Source organism: Aquabacter sp. DMC10 (genome assembly GCF_056314145.1).
Map to the genome: position 1 here is coordinate 49681 of NZ_JBQUYX010000008.1, position 22039 is coordinate 71719.

Annotated in this window: 30 protein-coding genes; 22 read left to right on the top strand and 8 right to left on the bottom strand. The window is 67.3% G+C overall.

All coding sequences use genetic code 11. The features are described from left to right. Position 1: 1 nt before the first annotated feature. The 17 genes from ACT54L_RS19830 to ACT54L_RS19910 all read left to right on the top strand — a co-directional run bounded on the left by ACT54L_RS19830 (position 2) and on the right by ACT54L_RS19910 (position 12267). A complete protein-coding gene (locus tag ACT54L_RS19830; protein ID WP_476087356.1) occupies positions 2-457 on the top strand; it encodes a hypothetical protein in 456 nt (151 codons plus the stop codon). Positions 458-466: 9 nt separating this feature from the next. Next, positions 467-1000 (top strand): DUF1833 family protein, encoded by a 534-nt coding sequence (locus ACT54L_RS19835; RefSeq protein WP_476087357.1) that lies wholly within the window; start codon positions 467-469, stop codon positions 998-1000. 69 nt (positions 1001-1069) lie between these two features. Next, positions 1070-1474 (top strand): hypothetical protein, encoded by a 405-nt coding sequence (locus ACT54L_RS19840; protein ID WP_476087358.1) that lies wholly within the window; start codon positions 1070-1072, stop codon positions 1472-1474. A 63-nt stretch (positions 1475-1537) separates the two neighbouring features. Then, a complete protein-coding gene (locus tag ACT54L_RS19845) occupies positions 1538-1963 on the top strand; it encodes a hypothetical protein (RefSeq protein WP_476087359.1) in 426 nt (141 codons plus the stop codon). Positions 1964-1965: 2 nt separating this feature from the next. Further along, on the top strand, positions 1966-5883 hold the full coding sequence (locus ACT54L_RS19850) for a host specificity factor TipJ family phage tail protein (protein ID WP_476087360.1): 3918 nt from the start codon (positions 1966-1968) through the stop codon (positions 5881-5883). Between the two features lie 3 nt (positions 5884-5886). Beyond that, positions 5887-6297, top strand: a complete 411-nt coding sequence (locus ACT54L_RS19855; protein WP_476087361.1) for a hypothetical protein — start codon at positions 5887-5889, stop codon at positions 6295-6297. A gap of 2 nt (positions 6298-6299) precedes the next feature. Beyond that, positions 6300-7334: a DUF2793 domain-containing protein gene (locus ACT54L_RS19860; protein ID WP_476087362.1), complete on the top strand. Its 1035-nt coding sequence runs from the start codon at positions 6300-6302 to the stop codon at positions 7332-7334. A 10-nt stretch (positions 7335-7344) separates the two neighbouring features. Then, complete coding sequence (locus ACT54L_RS19865) at positions 7345-8373, top strand: hypothetical protein (protein ID WP_476087363.1); 1029 nt, start codon at positions 7345-7347, stop codon at positions 8371-8373. Next, entirely contained in the window at positions 8370-8600 is a 231-nt protein-coding gene (locus ACT54L_RS19870; RefSeq protein ID WP_476087364.1) for a hypothetical protein, read from the top strand. Before ACT54L_RS19865 ends, ACT54L_RS19870 begins: the two co-directional genes overlap by 4 nt. An 11-nt stretch (positions 8601-8611) precedes the next feature. After that, complete coding sequence (locus ACT54L_RS19875) at positions 8612-8929, top strand: spike base protein, RCAP_Rcc01079 family (protein WP_476087365.1); 318 nt, start codon at positions 8612-8614, stop codon at positions 8927-8929. Positions 8930-9005: 76 nt separating this feature from the next. Next, complete coding sequence (locus tag ACT54L_RS19880) at positions 9006-9530, top strand: M15 family metallopeptidase (RefSeq protein WP_476087366.1); 525 nt, start codon at positions 9006-9008, stop codon at positions 9528-9530. After that, positions 9527-9808 (top strand): hypothetical protein, encoded by a 282-nt coding sequence (locus ACT54L_RS19885; protein ID WP_476087367.1) that lies wholly within the window; start codon positions 9527-9529, stop codon positions 9806-9808. Before ACT54L_RS19880 ends, ACT54L_RS19885 begins: the two co-directional genes overlap by 4 nt. After that, positions 9805-10179, top strand: a complete 375-nt coding sequence (locus ACT54L_RS19890) for a hypothetical protein (RefSeq protein WP_476087368.1) — start codon at positions 9805-9807, stop codon at positions 10177-10179. Before ACT54L_RS19885 ends, ACT54L_RS19890 begins: the two co-directional genes overlap by 4 nt. Before the next feature lie 16 nt (positions 10180-10195). Beyond that, on the top strand, positions 10196-10384 hold the full coding sequence (locus ACT54L_RS19895) for a hypothetical protein (protein ID WP_476087369.1): 189 nt from the start codon (positions 10196-10198) through the stop codon (positions 10382-10384). Between the two features lies 1 nt (position 10385). After that, positions 10386-10748: a hypothetical protein gene (locus ACT54L_RS19900; protein ID WP_476087370.1), complete on the top strand. Its 363-nt coding sequence runs from the start codon at positions 10386-10388 to the stop codon at positions 10746-10748. Next, positions 10745-12043 carry a hypothetical protein gene (locus ACT54L_RS19905; RefSeq protein ID WP_476087371.1) on the top strand — a complete coding sequence of 433 codons (1299 nt, stop codon included), beginning with the start codon at positions 10745-10747 and terminating at the stop codon, positions 12041-12043. Before ACT54L_RS19900 ends, ACT54L_RS19905 begins: the two co-directional genes overlap by 4 nt. Next, a complete protein-coding gene (locus ACT54L_RS19910; protein WP_476087372.1) occupies positions 12040-12267 on the top strand; it encodes a hypothetical protein in 228 nt (75 codons plus the stop codon). The genes ACT54L_RS19905 and ACT54L_RS19910 overlap by 4 nt, the downstream gene beginning before the upstream one ends. On the opposite strand, the gene ACT54L_RS19915 is transcribed toward ACT54L_RS19910, so the two are convergent. Next, a complete protein-coding gene (locus ACT54L_RS19915; RefSeq protein WP_476087373.1) occupies positions 12243-12461 on the bottom strand; it encodes a helix-turn-helix domain-containing protein in 219 nt (72 codons plus the stop codon). The two genes, ACT54L_RS19910 and ACT54L_RS19915, sit on opposite strands and share 25 nt — an antisense overlap. A 13-nt stretch (positions 12462-12474) precedes the next feature. Beyond that, positions 12475-12966, bottom strand: a complete 492-nt coding sequence (locus ACT54L_RS19920; protein ID WP_476087374.1) for a hypothetical protein — start codon at positions 12964-12966, stop codon at positions 12475-12477. Between the two features lie 374 nt (positions 12967-13340). Between ACT54L_RS19920 and ACT54L_RS19925 the strand changes: the two genes are divergently transcribed. Continuing rightward, the gene (locus tag ACT54L_RS19925; protein WP_476087375.1) at positions 13341-13529 is read left to right on the top strand and encodes a CUE domain-containing protein; all 189 of its coding nucleotides are present in this window, start codon (positions 13341-13343) and stop codon (positions 13527-13529) included. Next, entirely contained in the window at positions 13526-13849 is a 324-nt protein-coding gene (locus ACT54L_RS19930) for a hypothetical protein (protein ID WP_476087376.1), read from the top strand. Before ACT54L_RS19925 ends, ACT54L_RS19930 begins: the two co-directional genes overlap by 4 nt. A 597-nt stretch (positions 13850-14446) precedes the next feature. On the opposite strand, the gene ACT54L_RS19935 is transcribed toward ACT54L_RS19930, so the two are convergent. Beyond that, a complete protein-coding gene (locus tag ACT54L_RS19935) occupies positions 14447-14719 on the bottom strand; it encodes a hypothetical protein (RefSeq protein ID WP_476087377.1) in 273 nt (90 codons plus the stop codon). Positions 14720-14977: 258 nt separating this feature from the next. Between ACT54L_RS19935 and ACT54L_RS19940 the strand changes: the two genes are divergently transcribed. The 3 genes from ACT54L_RS19940 (at position 14978) to ACT54L_RS19950 (ending at position 17389) form a co-directional block, all read left to right on the top strand. Beyond that, positions 14978-16147 carry a zinc-dependent alcohol dehydrogenase gene (locus ACT54L_RS19940; RefSeq protein ID WP_476087378.1) on the top strand — a complete coding sequence of 390 codons (1170 nt, stop codon included), beginning with the start codon at positions 14978-14980 and terminating at the stop codon, positions 16145-16147. Positions 16148-16158: 11 nt separating this feature from the next. Beyond that, positions 16159-16962: an SDR family NAD(P)-dependent oxidoreductase gene (locus ACT54L_RS19945; RefSeq protein WP_476087379.1), complete on the top strand. Its 804-nt coding sequence runs from the start codon at positions 16159-16161 to the stop codon at positions 16960-16962. 82 nt (positions 16963-17044) lie between these two features. Next, entirely contained in the window at positions 17045-17389 is a 345-nt protein-coding gene (locus ACT54L_RS19950; RefSeq protein ID WP_476087380.1) for a TfoX/Sxy family protein, read from the top strand. A 14-nt stretch (positions 17390-17403) separates the two neighbouring features. Here ACT54L_RS19950 and ACT54L_RS19955 read toward each other — a convergent pair whose 3' ends face one another. From ACT54L_RS19955 to ACT54L_RS19975, 5 genes are read right to left on the bottom strand one after another with little or no spacing between them, the layout of a single operon-like run. Beyond that, positions 17404-18333 (bottom strand): dihydrodipicolinate synthase family protein, encoded by a 930-nt coding sequence (locus tag ACT54L_RS19955; protein WP_476087381.1) that lies wholly within the window; start codon positions 18331-18333, stop codon positions 17404-17406. An 11-nt stretch (positions 18334-18344) separates the two neighbouring features. Then, the gene (locus ACT54L_RS19960; protein WP_476087382.1) at positions 18345-19130 is read right to left on the bottom strand and encodes an SDR family oxidoreductase; all 786 of its coding nucleotides are present in this window, start codon (positions 19128-19130) and stop codon (positions 18345-18347) included. 40 nt (positions 19131-19170) lie between these two features. After that, complete coding sequence (locus ACT54L_RS19965) at positions 19171-19866, bottom strand: GntR family transcriptional regulator (RefSeq protein WP_476087384.1); 696 nt, start codon at positions 19864-19866, stop codon at positions 19171-19173. After that, on the bottom strand, positions 19863-20882 hold the full coding sequence (locus tag ACT54L_RS19970; RefSeq protein ID WP_476087385.1) for a Gfo/Idh/MocA family protein: 1020 nt from the start codon (positions 20880-20882) through the stop codon (positions 19863-19865). Before ACT54L_RS19970 ends, ACT54L_RS19965 begins: the two co-directional genes overlap by 4 nt. Continuing rightward, positions 20882-22039 (bottom strand): ABC transporter ATP-binding protein, encoded by a 1158-nt coding sequence (locus tag ACT54L_RS19975; protein ID WP_476087386.1) that lies wholly within the window; start codon positions 22037-22039, stop codon positions 20882-20884. Before ACT54L_RS19975 ends, ACT54L_RS19970 begins: the two co-directional genes overlap by 1 nt.

The following is a 22039-nucleotide window of genomic DNA, read 5'->3' on the forward strand; positions in this document are numbered from 1 at the left end:
CATGGCAATTCCCACCTGGCCTGCCGACCTGCCCTATGCGCCGTTGCGGGATACCTGGCAGGGGGCGCCCGTGCTGGCGCCGCTCGCCACCGACATGGAAGGCGGCAACACCCGCAATCGCTCCCGGCCCGGCGACGATGTGGCGGTCTTCCCATGGTCTCGCCGGTTCACCCCGGACCAGGCCTCGGCCTGGGAAGCCTTCCTGGCGCAGATCAAGGCCAATGGCTGGCGCTGGGTGATGCCGGTCTGCATTGACCATGTGAGTTATGAGACCCGCATGGTGCAGATGGTGTCGGGCACGCTCGCCTATGCCGATGTGCGCGGCCGGTTGCAGGTGACGTTTCAGATGCGGGTGCTCCCCGCCGGACTCCTGCCGCCGGCACCAAGCCTCGCCATCGACACCTACATCACCGTGACCGGCGCCCCGGGCGCGCCCGTCACCGTCACCATCAGCTGAGGGCGCCTCATGGCCGAGCCGTGGACCGCCGCCTGGGAAGAGGCGGAAACCATCTGCCCCTCCGAGGGCGAGACCTATGTGACGCTGGAGTTGCAGCACCCGGCCTTCCTGGAGGCCGGCGTGCCGGTAGCGCTGCGGTTCGTGCTCGACGTACAGCCCCGCCAGTTGGGCATCGAGGCCGGCGCCACTTTCGATCCCGGCACCCTCCAGGAGTTCCTGCCCATCGCTTTTTCGGCCTCCCGGCCGGAGGTGGCGGAGGGCCAGGCGCCGCAATGCAAGGTCTCCATCGACAATGTGGGGCAGGATTTGACCGAGCATATGGAGGCGGCGGTGGCGGTGCGGGCAGACCTCACCCTCATCTATCGCGAGTATCGCACCGATGATGTGTCGGAACCCTGCTACGGGCCGGTGGAATTCCAGGTGCGCCAGGCTCGCATGACCGGCACCCGCATTGACGGGGTGGCCAAGTTGGCGGACTTGGTGAACACCAAGTTCCCGCGCCTGGTCTATAGCCGGGCGGAATATACGGCTCTGGCGGCTTGAGCCTTGAAACATCTGCGGGCACTCTTCGCGCCGCTACGGGATCACGTAGCGGCGGCGAGGAGGAGAAGAATGAACCGCACAGATATTGTTGCCCCCGCGCTGGCCTTGCTCCTCGTCTCGTGCTCAAGCACGCCCGAAGATCTCGGGACGAAAGCAAAGAGTGAGACATTTACGTTCAGCGAGAATTATCAAGAAATATACCGCCGTGTGTCCAGCGGCGCCAAACGCTGCATGCCTGGGATTGTAGGATTTCCCGCGTCGATAGACATCGGTTCGGACCTGTATCCAGATCTGGGATATGGGGAGGTCAACTTCGCCTCATCAACATCTGGGATAAAAAATTACTTCTGGTCTGTGAAAATTGAAAAAACTCCGACCGGATCATCCATGTCGGTCCTCGTCGCCAACACGCTCAACCCGGAGGGATACAAATCGTATCTCCTGCGCTGGGCGTCTGGCGACATGTCCTGTTGACGTTCAGCCCATCTAAATCACCCCCAGAGGCCGCCGCGAGGCGGCCTTTTTTATTGAGGCTCCATGGACCGCACCTCTTACCTCTCCGCCCTGATCGGCCGCCCTTGGGCCGCCCAGGGCCAGGGACCGGACAGCTATTCCTGCTGGGCGCTCGCGGTGGAGATCGAGGCGCGCCTGTGGGGCCGGGGCCTGCCCGATGTGGCGGTGCCTGAGGCCCCGACCCTGCGCTGGATCATCGACAGCTTCGCCGGCCATCCCGAGCGGGACCATTGGTCGGAGTGCGCCCTTGCCCATGGGCTGGTGACGGCCGAGGACGGCGCCCTGGTGCTGATGGCGCGGGCCGACCGGCCGGCCCATGTGGGCGTCTGGCTGGCGCCGGAGGGCGGCATTATCCACGCGGACCCGGCCGCCGGAGTGGTGTTCGAGACCCCGGCGCTTCTGCGCGCCCGGGGCTGGGGCCGGCTGCGCTTTTTCGAGCCTCGGGCCTGACCATGGCGACCGTGACCCATGTGGTGCTCCCCGGCCAAGTGATCGGGGAGGCGGAGAGCCGTGCCCGCGAGACCGTGGCCTCCTTCCTGCGGCGCGTGGGCTGGAGCACCACCACCCTGCCCACCATCTGCATCATCAACGGCGCGCCGGTGCTGCGCGCCCAGTGGCGCCGCCGACGCATCCGCAAGGGCGATGCGGTGGTGTTCCAGTCGCGCCCCCGCGGCGGTGGCGCGTCCAATAGTACCAAGAGCGTGATCGGGCTGGTGGGTGTGATTGCGCTGGCGGCCCTGGCTCCTGGGGTTGGAAGCCTCGCTGCAAGCGCGCTGGGAATTGCCGGGGCATCAACTATCGCCAGCGCGGCCTTCGTTGCCGGCGGCGCTTTCCTCCTCAACACCCTGCTCTCGCCCACCGTCGCGAGCGCCCAGCAGACCCAACAAGAATCCCTCTACACGTTCGGCGCCCAGACCAATTCCGCCCGGCCCCTCCAGACCATCCCGGTCAAATATGGCCGCGTGCTGAGCACGCCGGACTATGCCGCGGTGCCCTGGTCGGAATTCGTCGGGGACGATCAATATCTGCACCTGCTGCTGGTGCGCGGCTGCGGACGCTATCAGCCGCACCAGATCCGCATTGACGACACGGTGCTGTGGACCGCCGAGGACGGCGTCGCCGAGGGGTTCGAGGGCGTCGAGCTGCAATGGTGCGAGCCGGGCGAGGACGTGACCCTCTTTCCGCTCAACATTGCGGCCTCGGTGGAGGTGTCCGGCCAGGAGCTGGCCTCCACCTCCACTTGGGTGGGCGGCTATGTGGCCAATGCCGCCGGCACCAGCGCCACCGCGCTCATGGTGGATCTGATCTGGCCGCAGGGTCTTTATCTCCGCAACGCGGACGGCTCCTATAGCCCCTATCTCGCCCGCACACGGGTGGAATACCGGCCTGTCAACACGCTCGGCCTGCCCACGGGCGGATGGTCCACCCTCATTGTGGATGAGCGGTGGGGCAGCAGCACCAAGCCCTTGCGCGCCAGCCTGCGGGTGGAGGTGCCGGCCGGCCGCTATGAGGTGCGGGCGCGCCGGGACGTGCCGGAGGGTTTCGCCTCCAACGCCCAGGACCAGGTGCTCTGGGCGGGCCTGCGGGCAGCGCTGACCGGGCCGCGCTCTTTCGCCGATGTCTCGGTGCTCGCGGTGCGCATGAAATCCACGGCGCAGTTGACGCAGGCCTCCTCCGGCCGGTTCGCGCTGCTGGAGACCCGCATCCTCCCGGTGTGGACGGGCAGCGGCTGGAGCGAGCAGCCCACCCGCAACCCCGGCTGGGCGTTTCTGGACGCCGCCACCAACACCGCCTATGGCGCCCGCCGTCCGCTCACCAAGGTGGATGTGCAGGCGGCGGCGACGCTGGCGGCCACCGCGACCGCGCGCGGCGACTGCTTTGACTATGAGTTCCGGGACGCGGGGCCCGCCGCCGACGCGCTGGACACCATCCTGGGGGCCTGCCGCGCCCGCACCCGGTGGCTCGGCGACGTGCTGTCCCTGGTGCGGGACGAGTGGCAGGCCTTGCCCTCCATGATGCTCACCGACCGGGAGATCGTGCGCGGCTCGTTCGCGGTGGACTATCTGTTCCAGAGCGAGGCCGCCGCCGATGCGGTGATCGTCGAATATCTGGACGAGGAGACGTGGCGCGCCGAGGAGGTGCAGGTGCCCGCCGACGTGGTGGCGCAGAACCCCATGCGATTCCAGCTGAAGGGGGTGGTGCAGCGGGCGCAGGCCTTCCGCGAAGGGGCATTTCTCTGGAAACAGAACACCTATCGGCGGGTGCGGCCCTCGCTCTCCACCGAGCATGACGGACGGTTGCTGTCGCTGGGCGCCACCGTCACCGTGCAATCGGAGATCCCCGCGCGCTGGGGCCAGTCCGGCGCGGTGGCGTGGCATGTGGGCCGCACGCTGGCCCTCGACCCGGCCCCCAGCTGGGCGGCGGGCAGCCAGCATTATATGTCGCTGCGCACCCGCACCGGCCGGCCATTCGGGCCGGTTAAGGTAGCGCGCGGCGCTGGCGACGCCGAGGCCCTTGTGGACGCAGCGGACCTGGCGCTGGTGGAGAGCCAGCAGGGCCTGACCCTTGAGGAGGTGCTGGCCCGGCCCAAAGGCGGCGACCTGCCCAGCTTCGCCCTTGGCGTGGGCACCGCCTGGATTCGCCGCGCCAAGGTGCTCTCCGGCTCGCCGGACGGGGACCGGGTGGCGCTGAGCCTGGTGGTGGATGCGCCGGAGGTGCATGACGACAGCGGCGACCCCGGCGCCGCGCCGCCGGCGGCCGCGCTCTCCATCCCCAAGGCGCCGCTGGTGGCGGGGCTGGTGGCGAGCATCGAACAAAATGTGCTGGAGCCGGTGCTGTCCGCCTCCTGGTGGCCCGCGGCTGGGGCGCTCTATTACATCGTCCAGGTGAGCTATGACGGCCGCGCCACCTGGGTGCCGCTCACGCAGGTCTATGCGGCCTCACTGTCCGTCGTGGTGGAGCCGCGCGCCCTCTCCCTGCGCGTGGCCGCCGTGGGCTCCGGCCAGGGGGCCTGGAGCGTGGTGGATCTGGACGCGCCCACCATCGACGCGGCCGCCATCAAGGTTGACGTGGGCAATGTGACAGGCTCGCTCGCCGAGGCGCTGCGGCAGATGGGGGAGGTCTCCCAGCAGTTCGACGCCGCCCTGGCTGCCGCGCAGTTGCGCTCGGCCGAGGCCATTGCGGCGGTGGCGCTGGCGCAGAGCGAGACCGCGCAGCGCCTGCGGGCCATGCCCGGCGAAGTCCGCGCGGACGTGACCTCGCAGATCGACAAGGCAGCCGGCCCCGACAGCGCGCTGGCGCGGCGGGTGGACGCGGCCGTTGCCACGACGCAGACCGTGGCGGCCTCGGTGTTGCAGGAGACCCTGGTGCGGGCCAGCGCGGATGAGGCCCTCACCGCCACCACAACGGCTCATGAGAGCCGGCTGGGCGCCGCCGAGGGGACGCTGGCGACGTTTGGCTCTCAGATCTCGACGCTGACCACGACCACATCGGCGATCTCGACCTATGCGGCCAATGTCGCGGCCTCCCTGGAAAACACCAACGCCTACATCGCGGCCAACGTCAATGTGCGGTTGACGTCCGCCACCACCCCGGCCGGGGCCGTTTCCGCCGCGCAATTCCAGACCGTCGCCGATGGAAAGCTCTCCGGGCTCTATATCGTTTCGACCACGGAAGGCGCCTATATTGCAGCCGATACGGAGAAATTCTTTCTCCGCGCCGCAGGTGGAGCGCCGTTTGCTGTCTTCGACGTGGTGGGCAGCCGGGTTTACATCAAGGGTGATGTGATCGCCGATGGCTCCATCGTCGGACGCATGTTTGCGGCGCGGTCGGTGTCCACCGACATCCTGACGTTGGGCGGCGTGCAGGTGGACAACCTCGCCCTGCTGGCGGCGACCAATTATGTGGCGTCCTACACCGAGGGTGCGGTCACCACAAATCTCATTAAATCCAATGTGATGCCACGTCTCGCGGACACGCCCGTGGATATCATGATCTCATTCCAGGTCACGCAATATGCGGTGAATTTCGCCTATTCAGGCGCCGCCGCAGGGCAGTCGGCGACGATCAATGTCGTCGTTGACCGTGTAAACCCCGATGGATCTGTGACAACGGTATTGTCGCGCGATGTGCCCATGCAAACAACCGGCGCATTGGCTTTCAACAACGTCTATTGGGTGTATGCCAGCCTGCCCTTCTATTCCATTCCCTTTACTGATGACAAGCCCGCGCAGAACGGAAACTGTACATACCGCCTGCGAATTGTGAGCACGACCATGACCCACGGCGCGCAGACCGCCACGCTGAACCCGTTCTCCTACGGGGCGACTGTTCTTTATAGTTACCTGAAGACAAACGAATTTCGCAGGTGAACAATGCCGGACTTCGCGGTCTACTGCACTTCAACGGGCCTCATCTTGCAGACGGGCTTTGCCGTTACTGAAGACCTGGCGCGTCTTCAAGCGCAGGAGGGCGAATCCGTTCTCGTGGGTGGCGGTGCGGCGGATGCCGAGCATTACGTGACCGGCGACCCGCCGGCCCTGGCGCTGCGGCCTAATCTGGCGCTGGCCAGCCCCGTGGCGCTGGCGGTGGGTGCTGCGCCGGTGGCGGTGTCGCCCCCACTCCCCGCCGGCACGCTGGTGACCATCAATGGCGGCCCGGCGGCGCTCTCTGCCGCCGGCGAGATCCTGCACATCCCCACCGCGTCCGGCAGCTGGGCCTATGAGCTCGCGCTGCCCCCGCCCTGGCGCCCCGCCGCGCCGCTCATTGTGATTGTGGAGGCCTGACAGTGGCTTATGGGGACATCATTTCCACCGGAACGGTCTCAGGATCTTCCGGCGGCACCATTGTGACCGGTTCGGGCACAGCCTGGGCCAGTGGGCCGTCTCCACTCCGGGCGGGCGATCAGCTGTACGTGGGCGGCTACGTCTACCCGATCACGGCTGTTGCATCGGACACGGCGCTCACCATCGGCGTCCCGTTGCAGACGGCGGTGGCCGGCGGGACGGGCTATCGTGCAGTGCTGGCGGCACCGACGCGGCAGGCAGCGGCGGAGGTGGCGAGCTCCATCGCCGATCTCATCAAACAGGCGCAGTTCCTGACGGCGTCCGGGAACCCCATCCTCTGCGTGGCAGTGGGCACCAACGCCCCTCCGGGCTCGCCCGCGAGCGGCGACACCTATGTGATTGGCACGTCGCCCACCGGTGCATGGGCGGGGCGTGCCGGGCAATTCGCGCGCTGGACCGGCAGCGCCTGGTATTATTCGGCCCCGAGCGTGGGGGCCATGGCCATCGATACCACGGCGCTCGAGCTCTACATGCGCGGCGCCAGCGCCTGGAATATCCGGTCATTGCAGGTGGCCGGGACCACATTCACGGACAACGTGACTATCTCCGCCGGGAAGACGTTGCGAATTCTCGGCCAGCCGGCTGTGCGGGCCTATCGCACGGACGGCATCACGGCGCTGGCCGCCGGAAATTATGGCTGGGCGGGCACCTTGGGGCTCAACCAGGGCGGATGGACCACGACGACGATCGCTGGAGCCCTCTCTGGCGCTGGGCTGGTGGTCCCGAAAACTGGCCTCTACCAAATGTCGATGTCGGCGTTGATCGTCGCCGGCTCGGCGGGGCGCGTCTACACCACACTCAACAATGCAGCCTCCTTCTCGGTGGTCGGGCAGGGCGGTACCACGGGCTTGCTGCTTTGCACGTCCTACCTGGCGCCGCTGACCGCAGGGGACGTGCTGGGGCTGCGGGTGGAGAGCGCCATGTCCCTCTACCTAGGCGAGACGCTGACCTATTTCTGCGCCGCGATGATTTCCTGAGAGGCCTCAGATGAAATTCGGCTTCGCCCTCGCCCCTGGCGCGCGGCGCCTGGCGGCGTCGTCCGCGCCTCTGGTGGTCGCCACGGCGCCTTACATCACCGTTCTCGGCGTGCCCGGTGCGCCGGTCACCGCCACCATATCCGTGGGAGGATCCATGGTCACGACGCTGACCGGCACGCTGGACGCGTCCGGCGCTCTCAACCTGTTGCCGCCCTATGGCCTGCCGGACGGGGCGCGGACGGTGACGGTGACCCAGACCATTTCCGGCTCCCCCAGCGCGCCGTCCGCGCCGGCCGTTTTCACCATGCCCAATGCGGCCAAGAGTGCGGTCGCGTCTATCGTGGCGCGCATGACCACGGCGCCGCCGGCTGGCCGGGCGGAGGCGATGTATGCCTGTATCTCCGCGCTTATGGCGGCCGGGGTGTGGGCGAAACTTGATGTGTTCGCCCCCTTGGCGGCGCATGCCCAGCAGGCTGCGCTGCTCAATTGGATCACCCCAGCCTACGACCTCGCCGCCGCGAACAGCCCGACCTGGACGGGCACGGGGTTCAAGGGCGTCGGCACAGGCGTGTTGTTCTCTCCCGGCTACAATCCCGCGGCGACAGCCGCGAACATGCAGATCAATACCGCGATCGCAGGCGTGTGGGTGCGCGCGCCCTCAACGGTTGGGGGACTGGACCTGTTCACCGAGGCTGGCCGCCTCGGTAGGAGGAATAATACGAACGGCGATTATGCCTATCGGCTCAATGACGGCTCGACGGCCTATGGCCCGGGGGGCGACACCGCCGGATTGTTTGTGGTGTCGCGCGGGGATGCGGCGAACAAGACTCTGTATAAAAACGGCATTGTGGTGAAGACCGATGCAGCGCCGAGTACAACGCTCTCCAACAAGCTGTATGTCTTGGGCACGACGAGCGCGCTCTACTCCGATGCGGAGATCTCCGCAGTCGTAGCTGGCGGCCTCCTCACGGATTCCCAGCAGGCCGCCCTGTATTCCGCCCTGCGGCTCTATCTCATTGCGCTGGGAGCGACATCATGAGCGACCTGTATATCATCCTCACGTCTGCGCAGGCGGACGCCGCGCGAGGACAAACGTCCCCCTGGACGTGGCTGGAGCCGGTGTGCCTGGCCGATGGGGCCACATGGGTGCTGCCGGCGCGCGTGCTGGTCGACCCCGCGCACGCTCCCAAATGGGACCTGCTGGCCGACCTGCCACAGCGCGAGATCGCGCCCACCGAGTGGCCTGCCCCCGACATTGAGGATTAGGAGACAGATCCATGCCGTACGACCGCACCAAGGACCGCTATTCTTCGTCGCCGGCTGCCCGCTCCGACTATGGCACGCGGGGCCGCAACATCACCCTCTCCACCACTGATGTGGACCTGGACCCCTACGCCTATGTGCGGGTGTTCGCGCCGTTCTCGGTTGCCAGCCCGGTGGTGCGCTATGTGCCGGTGGGCAATGACGACGCCACGCCGGTGACGCTGTCCCTCGCGCCTGGCCAATCTGAGGTGCTCCCTCATCCTGTCCGCCGGCTGCTCGGCACCGCCAATGGCACGGCCGCGGGGCTGGAGTTCCTCACCTCCGAGCAATAGCGCGGCCAGGCGCCGCCACGTCCTCTTCTTCTTCCCCACGCCGCCCCTTCGGGCGGCTTTTTTATTGGAGGCATCCATGTCGCCCTGGCCACTGCAACGCGAGGTCGATTCCTATTATGGCAATCCCCGGGGGGGCGATGGCGGCCCCTCCGACAAGTGGGAATCTGGCAATCTGGTGCTGGTGCCCTGCCCCTGGCTGCTGCGCTATGAGGGCCAGGCGGTGCGGGGCATCCGCATTCACCGCCGGTGCGCGCCCTCGCTGGCGCGTGTGCTCGATGCCATCTGGGCGCGCTGCGGGCGCGCCCAGGCAGAGATCGACCGCATCGGCATGTCCGCCTATGGCGGCTCCTACAATTTCCGGCGCGGGCGCGGGCTCGCCACCCTGTCCATGCACGCCTATGGCTGCGCGGTGGATTTCGACCCGGACCATAACGGGCTCGGTGATTCCACCCCGGCCATGGACCGGCGCGTAATCGAGGAATTCGAGCGCGAGGGCTGGGAGTGGGGCGGCCACTGGTCGCGGCCGGACGGCATGCATTTCCAGGCCGCCCGCACCCGCGAGGTGCCCCCGCGCCTCGCGCCCGCACCGGCCGTGGCGTGAGCCCGGCGCCTGCCGGGCCTGCCGCCCATTGGGCGATCCGCCGGCGCATCATCATCGCCACGTTGCTGTTTTGCGCTGGCGAGACGCTCTATCTCACCGTGTGGGGCCGCGACACGGCCCTGCATGAGAGCATCGCGAACGGCATCCTGCTGCTCGCCGGGTCCGTGATCGGCACCTATGTGTTCGGCGCCGTCTGGGATGACCGCAACGCCCTGGCGCTCGGCCGCCGGCGCGGGCGCCGGGATGACGACACCTCATCTCCCGAGGGCTCCTCATGATCTCGTCCATCCTTGCCTGGGTGCTCGGCACCCAGATCGGCCGCATTGTCGCGGCGGCCGCCATTGTCTGCGTCACGGCCGCGCTCGTTTGGCCTCTGGCCCATGGGCTGGGCTATGCCGCCGGCAAGGCGGATTCCGCGCTCACCGCCCGTGCCGAGCGCGCCGAGGCCGAGGTGAACGCCTTGCGCCGCACCCTTTCCGCCCACCAGGCCGCCGCGGCGGCTGATACGGCCGCCGCCGCCACCGCGCGGGTCGAGGCCCTCGCCCTCCAGGAGCAGATCCGTGAGATTCTTTCCACCCCGCCTACTGGCCCTTGCCTTGACGCTGCTCTGTCTGACCGGCTGCGCAACCTCTGGCCCGCCCGCCCCTGAGCCGGCCCTTGCCCTGGTGCCGCCCGATCTGCGCGCCTGCTTCGATACGCTCACCGAGCGTCCGTCCGGCACGGGCGCGCTGAGCGCGGCGCAGGTGGCCGAGGTGATCGCGCATCTGCGCCAGAGCGAGCTGCGCCTCTCCGCCTGCGGCAAGCGGTTGCTGGCTTTCTACGACGCCCAAGCTGCGGCCTATGGAGGACGATGACATGACGCGCCCCCCTTCCCTCACCGCCCAGGCCCTGGAAAAGCTCGGCGCCATCGGCGCGCGGCAGGACGCCCAGGCCCAGCGGCTCGACGGCATCGAGCGCATGATTACCGAGGAGCGCCACACGGCCTCCGATGATCGTCGGCGCATGCTCGCCAAGCTCGATGGCCTGGAGGCGCGGCTCGACGGGCGCGACGCGACGCTCGAAAAGCGCGTCGAGGGCCTGGAGCTGTTTCGCAACCGGGTGGGCGCGGTGGTGGCGCTCGCCGGCTCGGCCGTGACCCTGCTCGCCGGCGGCCTTTGGTATCTGCTGACCACGTTCTGGGCGGACGTGATCGCGGCCTTCCGGAGGCTTTGGCCATGAGCGGCACAGGCAAGCACATGACGCCCGCCCAGCGGGCCCGGCTGGACGCGCTGTTGGCTGATGGTGTGAGCGCGGCGGAGGCGGCCCGGCGCGTCGGCGTCAACCGCAAGACCGCCAACCGGCGCGCTGCGGCGCTGCGGGCGGAGGGCGCCGGCCCGGCCCCGGACGAAAGGCCGGCTCAGCAACCAGGCGAACCCGGCCCGCACCGCCTGGGCGGTTCGGCGGCAGACAAGCGCATCGTGGCGCTGGAAGACGAGGTGGCGCGGCTCCGGCGCGAGCTGAAGGCCGCCCACCGGGAAAGCCTGGACGAAGACGCCGTGCGCGCCATTCTCGGCACGCTGGGCGCGGCGCCGGCCGAACCGCTCGACTGGCTGGTGCGCCCCTCCAAGCCGCGCGGCCAGCGCACGGCGGAAGTGCCGGTCACCATCTGGTCGGACTGGCATATGGGCGAGACGGTCTCCGCAGCCGAGACCGCCGGCCTCGGCGGCTATGACCTGGAGATTGCCGAGGCCCGGGTAAAGCGCCTGGTGGGTTCGGTCATCGATCTGTGCCGGAACCACGGGCCCGGCCGCTACCCTGGCATCGTCGTCAATCTGCTGGGGGATTTCGTCTCTGGCGGGCTCCATGCGGAACTGGCGAAGACCGATGCGGAGGAGAGCATCCCCGCCGCGCTCCGCTGCCGCGACCTCCTGGTGTGGGCGCTGGAGCGGATGATTGCCGAGTTCGGGCACGTCTATGTGCCATGCGCTTCCGGCAACCATGGGCGCGCGACCCTGAAGCCCGAGTTCAAGCGCTACGTCTACAAGAATTATGACTGGCTGATCTATCAGCTCCTGGCCCGGCATTTCGAGGGGCGGCGCGAGATCCGGTTCGACATCCCGAGCGCGAATGAGGTGCGCTACCGCGTCTTTGGCCAGCGCTATCTGGCCCTCCATGGCGACATGCTGGGGGTGAAAGGCGGCGACGGCATCATCGGCTCCATCGGGCCGATCATGCGCGGCGAGGTGAAAACCCGGGGCCAGGCGGCGAGCGCCGGCCGCGACTATGACATCTTGATCATGGGCCACTGGCATCAGGAATTGTGGCTCCCGCGCGCCATCGTCGCCAACTCGCTCAAGGGGTTCGACGAGTTCGCCAAGAACGCCCTGCGGGCGCCGCCGAGCGAGCCGTCACAACCCTTGTGGTTCGTGCACCCCCGGCGGGGAATCACGTCCCGCTGGTCGGTGAAGGTGGAAGCCCCGCCGGCGCAGGCGGGGGAAACCTGGGTGTCCTGGCAAGGGGAGGAGGCGGCGTGATCTTCAAGCGGATCATCACCGACGCGGACGGCGTCGCCCTCCACATCCTGCGCCCCGGCGGCCCGCCGGAAGTGCTCCCCCTTTCGCTCGGGGAACTGGCCACCCTGGTGGCGGATGGCAGTGCGGCGTTGCGCGACGAGGTCAAGCAACGGGGGCGGCGGCCTATTCAGCCGGTGGCGAGTGAGCCGGCTGGAACGCCCTATGTGGGGAGGCTGGGGGAGTGATCTTCATCTGCAAATGGCCTCAGCCCATGATTGAGGGCCTGCATTGCAAGGGCGATGGTTCGGTGCTCATCTGCTGGCACGCCATTTTGTTCGTAGCGAGCGATTGTGTGCCTGCTTTTCCCGATCGCTGCCCCCGCCTCTGTTTGAGAACGGTATTTTGATTTGCGCCACGCGCGAAATGTTTCTGGTGCCATTTTACTATACGCCTCAGTACACGTCACCAAGGCGCTGCGTCTCAACTGCGCGCCCGACAATTAGTCGCCCGACTATGATGCAGATAACCTCTAAAGCAGCGCTAGCAAAATCATAGCGTTTAACGTGGTCTGACACCGCAGATGCAACACGCCTAACCTGCTCATCATTAAATGATGTCGCGTCCACTTCATTCATTCCGGGTTCAAATTCAAACCCTTCATTGCGGTACGTTTCGCATCGCCCGTCGAATAGGTCGCCGCGATACAGCTTTGCCTGAGCCTGCGCCTGTGTGAGCGGGCCTAGGCGGTTCAATTCGCGGGCAGCAGGGAGGCACCAAGCAACAAGTTCCCGACTTGCCGCAGCGTGCATGCGCATTGCAGCATCTGCTGCCTCTGTTTCCATCAACGGATTGAGGGCGGCGAGGCAAAGTTCATGTGCTGCAACTGCCGCCTTAATGTCAGCCATGAACGTTTCGACTTGTTCTGATGTGATCAAGCGTTCCATTTTTGCACCTTACTCGCCGCGCCGCCTCACCGTTTCTTGCAACGGGAATGTAGCATGACGCTGCAAAACCACAAGAACAAATGTAGCATGACGCTGCAATTTAGACGTCGTGGTTGCGCTTCGTCCGCGCTTCCAAAAGAGCCATCTCCAGGAGATAGCCGAGGGTGGTGAAGCGTCGCCGCCGGGGCCTCCCGGATCAACCGCTTAAGCGTTTCCACCGTCTCGGTGACGAAGGCCCGATCCTCTTCGCTCATATCCATGGTGCCAGCCTCCCGCCTTCCGGCCATTGCATCTCGTGACGCGCTGACGCACAAGATGTAGCGGCTTGTTCTCTTTTCGTTCTCATGGAATCCATATGCCGAAGGAGGCAGGCCATGGGACAGACAGACCAGATTTTTGACGTGTCGCCTGGCGACATCGACCGGGCGTTGGCCGCATGCGACGGGGATGCGCGCGCCACCATACGCGCGTTGCTCATCGCCAATGCGATACTGGAACGCGCCCTCACCGGCGAGCGGGCGGCCGCCCTGAAGGGCCGCCGGAGGCCATCCCGCCGGCAATGACGGATGCGCCTAAGACCCTCGCCGATTATCCCTATGTGGTCGTGCGGATCGAGTGCGGCCTCTGCGGCCGGCGCGGCCGCTATCGGCTTGCGCGCTTGGCCGAGCGGTTCGGCGCCGACATCAGCCTGGAGGATCTGCTCGACCAGATCGCCGGCCGCCGCTGCCGGTACCCGCGCCCCTGGAAGGTGCGGCGGGTGCCGAAATTGATGGCGGTCTGTCACATCATGCTGCCGGACCTGGTGCACACGCCCCGCCCGCCGGACCTACCCGGCGGTGGCCTGCACCTCGCCGTGAATAACGTGCGGCACGACGTTGCCTGAGGTCATCTCGACCTGCACATCCTCATAGGCGGCCGCCGAGCCCCTCGCCGACATTGCTGCCATGTCGAGGAGATATGCCTCCAGGTCAAGCCGGTGAGCCATCGCGATAATGCGCAATTGGTCAGCCATATCAGCAATATACGTAGCAGCGTCTGGCTTATTCATAGTCCGCCCCCACTTGGCAGAATGAATTATGAGGGCGGCCCCAGCAGCGCGCAATCACGGGTTACAAAAAATAATTTGACACAACCTAAGAATCGTATGGGTAGAAAATTTTCTCTAAGCAAAAGGCGGCCGGAAAGGTGCGGGTGGTTGCCTAATCTGGCTTTGCATTTTGCCCCTAAGCCATTGATATGGCACCAGATGGATTCCGCCCCATTTGAGAATTTGTTGAATATTTTCAATGAGACTAACCCGCCTCTGACTCCGTTAATCCTGGTTCGAATCCAGGTCCCCCAGCCACTTCATCATCCCGCAGACGGCTTCGCCTTCCCGGCGGAAGCCCTGACCTCTCCCGGAACCATGCGGGCAGCGGGTGGGACGTGCCGCTTCGGCTTGGCCGGTCGCCGGGTCCGTGGGACGGCGCCCGCGCACGGCTCACACCGCGGGCGGATGGCCGGCCACAGCCTCCAGCACATGGGCGAGGCGGGTGGCATAGGCCCGGGCGAGGCGGGCGAGCGCGCGCACCAAGGCGTGGCCAAGCGGAACCACCCCGTCATCGCGATCCTCGCCCCATCGGGCGAAGGCGTCATCCGCAAGGCCCTGGGCAAGCTCCGCGGCGCGGATGAAAAGAACAGTCAGCGCATCCTGGCGCCGCAGCCCGCTGGACGCCGGCGGCAGGCCCGCCAGGGCGCCACGCAGGGCAGCCACCTCACGGCGCGGGCACGCCTGACGCTCCCCGTCTCCATAGACACGCCTGGCCCATCCGGTTGCTGCCCCGCTGAACACCCCTTGAAGAACAACCTCGGCTCGGGGCGCCCGTTCCGCGAGCCTGACCTTGGCGGCCCACCAGAGATCGGCAAGCGCGGCCGGAGGAACAAGTGGCGAGACGGGCGGTTCCTGAGGCACCCCGCCGCGCCCTATCGAGCAGCCGCAGCGCGGGCGACCCCCGCAGCTTCGGAGACGCACATGAAGGCGCTGACCTTTCAGGGCAAAGGCAACATCCGCTGCGAGGAGGTGCCCGATCCGCGCATCGAGGATCCGCGCGACGCCATCATCAAGGTCACCGCCTGCGCCATTTGCGGCTCGGACGTGCACATCTATGACGGGGTCATCCCCTCCATGGAGCATGGCGACGTGCTCGGCCACGAGACCATGGGCGAGGTGGTGGAGGTGGGCACGGGCAACAGCGCGCTGAAGGTGGGCGACCGGGTGGTGGTGCCCTTCACCATCGCCTGCGGCCACTGCTTCTTCTGCCAGCGCGGCTTCTATTCGGGCTGCGAGCGCTCCAACCCCAACCACCAGATGGCCGAGAAGATGTGGGGCTATTCGCCCGCCGGCCTGTTCGGCTACTCGCACATGCTGGGCGGCTATTCGGGCGGGCAGGCGGAATATCTGCGCGTGCCCTTCGCCGATTCCGGCCCCATCAAGGTGCCGGAGGGCCTCACCGACGAGCAGGTGCTGTTCCTCTCGGACATCTTCCCCACCGGCTATATGGGCGCGGAATTCTGCGACATCAAAGGCGGCGAGACCATCGCTATCTGGGGCTGCGGACCTGTGGGCCAGATGGCCATCCGCAGCGCCTTCCTGCTGGGCGCCGAGCGGGTGATCGCCATCGATACCGTGCCCGAGCGCCTTGCATTGGCACGGGCCGGCGGCGCGGAGACCCTCGATTTCCTGGAAGAGGACATTTACGAGCGCATCCGCGACCTCACCCACGGGCGCGGCGCGGATGCCTGCATCGATGCGGTGGGCACGGAGGCGGACGCCTCCTCTTCCCTCTATGCCCGCATCGACCGGATCAAGGTGGCGACCTTCACGGGGACGGACCGGCCCCATGTGCTGCGCCAGGCCATTCAGTGCTGCCGGAACTTCGGCGTGGTCTCCATCGTCGGCGTCTATGGCGGCTTCCTGGACAAGATCCCCATGGGCTCGGCCATCAATCGCGGCCTGACCTTCCGCATGGCCCAGACGCCCGTGCAGCGCTATCTGCCGCGCCTCCTGAAGCTGATCGAAGACGGCACCTTCGACCCCTCCTTTGTCATCACCCACGAGGCGAAGCTTGAGGACGGGCCGGATCTTTACCGCACCTTCCGCGACAAGGCGGACGGCTGCATCAAGGTGGTGCTCAAGCCATGACAGGAACCTCCATGGCGAAGTCGCGTCCGGCCGCACCCGGCCTTGCCGTCGTCACCGGCGCCTCCTCCGGCATCGGCTACGAGCTGGCCCAGCTCTGCGCCGCCCAAGGCCATGATCTCGTCATTGCCGCCGACGAGCCGGGCATCGAGAGCGCGGCGGCGGCACTGAAGGGCACGGGCGTTGCCGTCCATGCTGTGCAGGTCGACCTCTCGACGACGGAAGGGGTCGACCGGCTCTGCGCCGACGTGGAGCGGACCGGCAAGCCCGTCGCGATCCTGTGCGCCAATGCCGGCCACGGGCTTGGCAAGGCCTTCCTGGACCAGGACTTCGCGGCTGCCCGGCATGTGGTGGACACCAATGTCACCGGCACGCTCTATCTGCTGCATCGCCTCGGCAATGGAATGCGGGCGCAAGGCTTCGGCCGCATCCTCATCACCGGCTCCATCGCCGGCTTCATGCCGGGCGCCTTCCAGGCGGTCTATAATGGCACCAAAGCCTTCATCGACTCCTTCTCCTGGGCCTTGCGCAATGAACTGAAGGACAGCGGCGTCACCGTCACTTGCCTGATGCCCGGGCCAACCCAGACCGAGTTCTTCGCGCGGGCGCACCTCATGGACACCCAGGTCGGCCAGGACAAGAAGGACCGCCCGCAGGACGTCGCCCGCGCCGGCTTCGACGCCATGATGTCTGGCGAGGGCGATGTGGTGGCGGGGTGGAAAAACCGCATGCAGGCGGCCCTCGCCAATGTCATGCCCGCCGGCACATTGGCCGAGCAGCATCGCAAGATAGCCGAACCCGGGTCCGGTCGCGGCTGAGTAGCAACAGCGGGGTGAAAGAACGCCGTGATCCCCGGCCGTCGATGCGTCACCATGCGCCGGACGGGGTGCGGAGGCGGCAATGGCTCGGGACAGGGGACTGGAGGAAGTGGTGGGGGATCTGGTCGCGGGCGAGGCTGGGCTCACGCAAGGCCCCATGTTCGGCGGCTGGGCCTGGCTCATCGACGGCAACCTCCTGTGCGGCGCGCGAACCGATGGCGTGCTGCTGCGCCTCGGCAAGGGCAATGAGGCCTGGGCGCTGGAGGCCGAGGGCGTTCAGCCCATGGTGATGCAGGGCCGGCCCATGTCGGGCTGGATCCGCGTCTCGCCCGACGCCTTTTCCGATGAGGATTTCGCGCGGCGGCTGCTGGTCGCCGCGCTGTCTTTCGTCCGGTCGCTTCCCCCGAAGGAAGCGGGGCGGCGCTGAGCCGCCCTGCCCTGTCACAGCCGGGCGCGGGCGTCCTTGTGGGCCAGTCGCTCCAGCAGATAGTCCACCTCGGCGCGGGCGGCGGCATTGAGCGTGCCGCCGGGCTTGCGCTGGGCGTCGGAGGCGATGAAGCCGCGCCGCATCAGGACGTATTTGCGCACGGCAAGGCCAACGCCCTGCTGCTGCTCGTAGCGCAGCAGCGGCAGGTGCGCGTCGAACAGATCGTGCGCCGCATCCCGCTCGCCTTCCTTCTGGAGGCGGACCACATCGGCCAGCATCTCCGGGAAGGCATAGCCGGTCATGGCACCATCGGCGCCGCGCTCCATCTCGAAGTCCAGGAACAGGCCGCCATTGCCGGTGAGGATGGAGATGGGCCGCAGCGACCCGTCCTTCTGGAAGCCGCGCAAGGTGGAGATCTTGTCGAGGCCAGGCCAGTCCTCGTGCTTCAGCATCACGCAGGAGGGATGATCCTGAACGATCTGGCGGATCACCTTCGGCGTCATCTGCACCGAGAGAGTGAGCGGATAATCCTGGATCACGAAGGGGATGTCATCGCCGATGGCTTCGATGGCCTGGCGATAATAGGTCAGGATCTGGTCGTCGGTGCGCAGCGAGGGCACGGGCGCGATCATCACACCGGCGGCGCCCTTGTCCATCACCGCCCGGGCGAGCGAGCGCATGGCGGCAAAGCCGGGGGCGGACACGCCGACAATCACCGGCAAGCCGGCCATTCCGGTCACGAAGCGGGAGGCGATGTCGAGGGACTCGTCCGGCTCCAGCTTGGGCGCCTCGCCCATGATGCCGAGCACGGTCACGCCGGTGGCCCCGGCGGCCAGATAGCGCTCCATGAGCGTGTCGACGGAGGCCACATCGATGCGGCCGTCCGGCAGGAAGGGCGTCGGGGCGATGGGGAAGAGGCCGGCGGCCTCGGCGGTCAGAGCCATTGCAGTCACCTTCAGATGCTGGCGATCAGCCCGCCATCCACGCGGATGACGGAGCCGGTGAGATACGAGGCGCGGGTGCTGGCGAGGAACGCGACCACGTCGCCATATTCGGTGGGATCGCCATACCGGCCCATGGGAATGGCGGCATTGCTCTCGGCGGCCACTTCTTCCACCGTCCGGCCCTCGCGCTTGGCCTTCTGCTCGTCCAGGAAGGTGATGCGATCGGTGGCGACGCGGCCGGGCAGCACGATGTTGGCCGTGATGCCGTCCCGCGCCACTTCGCGGGCCAGCGTCTTCGACCAGCCCACCAGCGACAGGCGCAGCGCGTTGGAAATGCCGAGATTGGGAATAGGCGAGACCACGCCGGACGAGGTGGAGGTGATGACACGCCCCCACTTGCGGGCGCGCATGCCGGGCAAGGCGCGGTCGGTGATGGCGATGACCGAGAGGACCATCTGCTGGAAGCTCTTGGCCCACAGGTCCGGCGACTGTCCGGCGGCGGTGGTCGGCGGCGGGCCGCCGGTATTGTTGACCAGCACGTCCACCGGCCCGAGCTTGTCCTCGATGGCCTTGAACTGGCCCTCGATGACGGAGAGGTCGGCGAGATCCCATTGCAGGGCGAGCGCGGTGCCGCCGGCCTCGGTGATGGCCGCCACCGTGCGCTCCACATTGGCCAGCGTGCGGCCGGCGACCGCAACCCGCGCGCCTTCCGCCGCCAGCGCCTTCGCCATGGCGCCGCCCAGGCCGCCACCGGCGCCGTGCACCAGCGCCACCTTGCCGTTCAATCCAAGATCCATGAGACACGTCCTTCGTGAAAAGAGTGGGCGGCGCCCCGCCTCAATCGGCGGGCCGGAGCGGACCATTGGCGGGTCCGCTCGCCGTGCGCTCCAAATAATCCGCCTTGCTGTATTGCATGTGGTCGACGCACAGCTGCGCCAGCGCCCAATGGTCCGTGCCCTGCAGCAGCTCGATCATGATGTCGTGCTGGCGGCGGGAAAGTTCGAGGCCGTCCCGGTCGGCGAGGTTCTTGGCGCGCATGGGCAGGGTCAATCCCATATAGTCCTGCAGGGTGCGCACCAGATAGGGGTTTCCGCAGCCGGAGAACAGGGTCAGGTGGAACAAGTCGTTGGTTTCGTGGATGCCGCGCAGATTGCCGGCTTCCGCGTGCCGGCAATAATCCGCCTGGATGGCCTTGAGGCGGGCGATGAAGTCCGGCGGCGCCGGCAGCGGAATGGACAGCGCCGCCTGGCGCGTCAGCATCTCCCGCACCTGGTAGATCTGGGCGACTTCCTGCGCGGAATAGGAGCAGACGGTGGCGCCCACATTCTTCTCGCGCCGCACGACGCCGGTGCGCTCCAGCTGCACCAGGGCCTGGCGGATATAATGGCGCGAGGCGCCATAGCGGGCCATCAGATTGTCCTCGACCAGGCGCGCACCCGGCGCGAGGCGGCCGAAAATGATGTCGTCCTCCAGGCGGCGCAGGACGTCCGCCTGCTCGTCCGCCCGCGACGGAGAGAGGGATGGCTCGCTCATGTGGCAGATCCGTTGCGCGTCTCGAATCCCGAAAGGCGGTAGCAATCCTCCACCAGCCGCAAGGTTTCAAGATTGTCCAGGGCCCCGGTCTCAAAAGGCGCACCGCTCTTCAGGCCCGTGATGAAATGGGCGATGGCGGCGGCGTAGGAGCCGGCATAGGTGGCCTCATGGTCATAGCCGCGCTGTTCGGGCCGAGGGCCGATGAGGGCGAGATCCGTTCCCTCCAGGCGCAGCGTTCCCTCGTCGCCGATCACCAGGAGCCGGTCGGCCTGCTGGGCTGGCGCGCCATAGGCGGCGAAGGTGGCGAAGATGGACACGCCAGCGCCGGAGGCGGTCTCCATCTGGATCACAGCGCCATCCTCGCCGGCCATGTCCGGGCACGTGCGGCTGAGCGCCGCGGCTTTCACCTGAAGGGGACCCAGCAGCATGCGCAGCGTATCGAGATGGTGGATGAGCACCTCCGCCACCAGCATGCGCCGCTCCGTGCGCATGAAGGGCTGGCGCTCCAGCGCCATGAGCCGGCCCTCTGCATCCGGCACGGTGCCGGAGGTGACGAGGGAGAGATGCGCCGCGCGCACGGTGCCGAGGCGGCCCGCGTGGAGCCATTCGGCGGCCTGGCGGTAATAGGCTCGGAAGCGCCAGTTCTCATGCACCATGAGGCGCACGCGACCGCCGATATGGGCAATCAGCACTTCGGCTTCCGCCAGCGTCGGCGCCAATGGCTTCTGGCACAGGATGGGCAGGCCATGGTCCGCCGCGAGCCGCACCAGATCCGCATGCACCGCCCTGGGCGCGGCGATATCCACCGCATCGATCCCGCCGGCGGCCAGCATCGCCTCGGCGCTCTCGAACACGGCGGGAATGCCGAAGGCAGCCGCGCGTTCGCGGGCCCGCTCCAGGGAGGGATCGGCGATGGCCACCACCTGCGCGGCCTCCGGCATGGTCGCCCAGCCCTTCAGATGGTGCTGCGTCACCCAGCCCGCGCCGATGAGGCCGACCTTCAGGGGCTCGCTCATCAATGGGTCCTCCGCTGCACTGCCGCGCGCACCGCGGCCGCTCCGCCCTCCCGCATGGGAACGGCATCGCCGGTCTGGCCGTCGAAGAGATAGGCAGCATCGGCGCGGAAGTAGAGGGTGACCGCTTCGTCAGGCACGGAAGTCACATGGCGCGGCAGGCGGGCGGTGATCTCGCCACCGCCGGGCAGCTCCAGCAGCAGCAAGGTCTCGGCGCCCAACGGCTCCACGGCGATGGTGCGCCCACTCACCGTGCCGTAGGGCGCACCTTCCAGTCCCGCCGGATCGATCATCATGTCCTCGGCGCGCACGCCAATGACGCCCTCGCGCCCTTCGTGGACATTAAGGGTGGCATCGCTCCAACGGATGAGCGGAACATTGAGGGCCGCGCTTTGCGCCCGGCCCGTGCTGGCGGCGATGCGGGCGGTCATCAGATTCATGGGCGGCGAGCCGAGGAAGCGGGCGACGAAGGTGTTGGTCGGCTGCCAATAGACCTCCAGCGGCGCGCCAATCTGCGCCACCTTGCCGGCATTCATGACGCAGATGCGCGTGCCCATGGTCATGGCTTCCACCTGGTCGTGGGTAACATAGATCATGGTGGAGCCCAGGCGATGATGCTGCTTGATGATCTCGCTGCGGGTGTTCACGCGCAGGGCCGCGTCCAAGTTGGAGAGCGGCTCGTCGAACAGGAACACCTGCGGCTCGCGCACCATGGCCCGCCCCAGCGCCACGCGCTGGCGTTGACCGCCGGAAAGGGCGCTGGGCTTGCGGGAAAGCAGCGGCGACAGGCCGAGCAAGGTCGCCACCTCCGCCACCCGCCGCTCCACCTCGGCCGCGGGAAAGGAGCGTCGGCGCAGGCCGAAGGCGAGGTTCTCGGCGACGCTCATATGCGGATAGAGCGCATAGGACTGGAACACCATGGCGATGTCCCGATCCTTGGCCGGCACGTCATTGACCACCCTGTCATTGATGGAGAGGGTGCCCCCCGAAATGGTCTCCAGCCCCGCAATCATGCGCAGCGTCGTGGACTTGCCGCAGCCGGAGGGGCCCAGCAGCACCATGAACTCGCCATCCGCGATGGTCAGGTCCACATTCTCCACCACGGTCGGGCCAACCAGCCCATAGCGCTTGACGATCTTGTCCAGTTTCACGACGGCCAT

Excerpts from the sequence above, each read along its gene's own strand:
- ACT54L_RS19945 (WP_476087379.1), top strand. The coding sequence starts at position 16,159 with ATGGCGAAGTCGCGTCCGGCCGCACCCGGCCTTGCCGTCGTCACCGGC.
- ACT54L_RS19940 (WP_476087378.1), top strand. The coding sequence starts at position 14,978 with ATGAAGGCGCTGACCTTTCAGGGCAAAGGCAACATCCGCTGCGAGGAG.
- ACT54L_RS19915 (WP_476087373.1), bottom strand. The coding sequence starts at position 12,461 with ATGGCACCAGAAACATTTCGCGCGTGGCGCAAATCAAAATACCGTTCT.
- ACT54L_RS19850 (WP_476087360.1), top strand. The coding sequence starts at position 1,966 with ATGGCGACCGTGACCCATGTGGTGCTCCCCGGCCAAGTGATCGGGGAG.
- ACT54L_RS19875 (WP_476087365.1), top strand. The coding sequence starts at position 8,612 with ATGCCGTACGACCGCACCAAGGACCGCTATTCTTCGTCGCCGGCTGCC.
- ACT54L_RS19900 (WP_476087370.1), top strand. The coding sequence starts at position 10,386 with ATGACGCGCCCCCCTTCCCTCACCGCCCAGGCCCTGGAAAAGCTCGGC.
- ACT54L_RS19975 (WP_476087386.1), bottom strand. The coding sequence starts at position 22,039 with ATGGCCGTCGTGAAACTGGACAAGATCGTCAAGCGCTATGGGCTGGTT.
- ACT54L_RS19890 (WP_476087368.1), top strand. The coding sequence starts at position 9,805 with ATGATCTCGTCCATCCTTGCCTGGGTGCTCGGCACCCAGATCGGCCGC.
- ACT54L_RS19950 (WP_476087380.1), top strand. The coding sequence starts at position 17,045 with ATGGCTCGGGACAGGGGACTGGAGGAAGTGGTGGGGGATCTGGTCGCG.
- ACT54L_RS19925 (WP_476087375.1), top strand. The coding sequence starts at position 13,341 with ATGGGACAGACAGACCAGATTTTTGACGTGTCGCCTGGCGACATCGAC.
- ACT54L_RS19880 (WP_476087366.1), top strand. The coding sequence starts at position 9,006 with ATGTCGCCCTGGCCACTGCAACGCGAGGTCGATTCCTATTATGGCAAT.
- ACT54L_RS19830 (WP_476087356.1), top strand. The coding sequence starts at position 2 with ATGGCAATTCCCACCTGGCCTGCCGACCTGCCCTATGCGCCGTTGCGG.
- ACT54L_RS19845 (WP_476087359.1), top strand. The coding sequence starts at position 1,538 with ATGGACCGCACCTCTTACCTCTCCGCCCTGATCGGCCGCCCTTGGGCC.
- ACT54L_RS19955 (WP_476087381.1), bottom strand. The coding sequence starts at position 18,333 with ATGGCTCTGACCGCCGAGGCCGCCGGCCTCTTCCCCATCGCCCCGACG.
- ACT54L_RS19960 (WP_476087382.1), bottom strand. The coding sequence starts at position 19,130 with ATGGATCTTGGATTGAACGGCAAGGTGGCGCTGGTGCACGGCGCCGGT.
- ACT54L_RS19920 (WP_476087374.1), bottom strand. The coding sequence starts at position 12,966 with ATGGAACGCTTGATCACATCAGAACAAGTCGAAACGTTCATGGCTGAC.
- ACT54L_RS19855 (WP_476087361.1), top strand. The coding sequence starts at position 5,887 with ATGCCGGACTTCGCGGTCTACTGCACTTCAACGGGCCTCATCTTGCAG.
- ACT54L_RS19840 (WP_476087358.1), top strand. The coding sequence starts at position 1,070 with ATGAACCGCACAGATATTGTTGCCCCCGCGCTGGCCTTGCTCCTCGTC.
- ACT54L_RS19905 (WP_476087371.1), top strand. The coding sequence starts at position 10,745 with ATGAGCGGCACAGGCAAGCACATGACGCCCGCCCAGCGGGCCCGGCTG.
- ACT54L_RS19870 (WP_476087364.1), top strand. The coding sequence starts at position 8,370 with ATGAGCGACCTGTATATCATCCTCACGTCTGCGCAGGCGGACGCCGCG.
- ACT54L_RS19930 (WP_476087376.1), top strand. The coding sequence starts at position 13,526 with ATGACGGATGCGCCTAAGACCCTCGCCGATTATCCCTATGTGGTCGTG.
- ACT54L_RS19970 (WP_476087385.1), bottom strand. The coding sequence starts at position 20,882 with ATGAGCGAGCCCCTGAAGGTCGGCCTCATCGGCGCGGGCTGGGTGACG.
- ACT54L_RS19965 (WP_476087384.1), bottom strand. The coding sequence starts at position 19,866 with ATGAGCGAGCCATCCCTCTCTCCGTCGCGGGCGGACGAGCAGGCGGAC.
- ACT54L_RS19835 (WP_476087357.1), top strand. The coding sequence starts at position 467 with ATGGCCGAGCCGTGGACCGCCGCCTGGGAAGAGGCGGAAACCATCTGC.
- ACT54L_RS19865 (WP_476087363.1), top strand. The coding sequence starts at position 7,345 with ATGAAATTCGGCTTCGCCCTCGCCCCTGGCGCGCGGCGCCTGGCGGCG.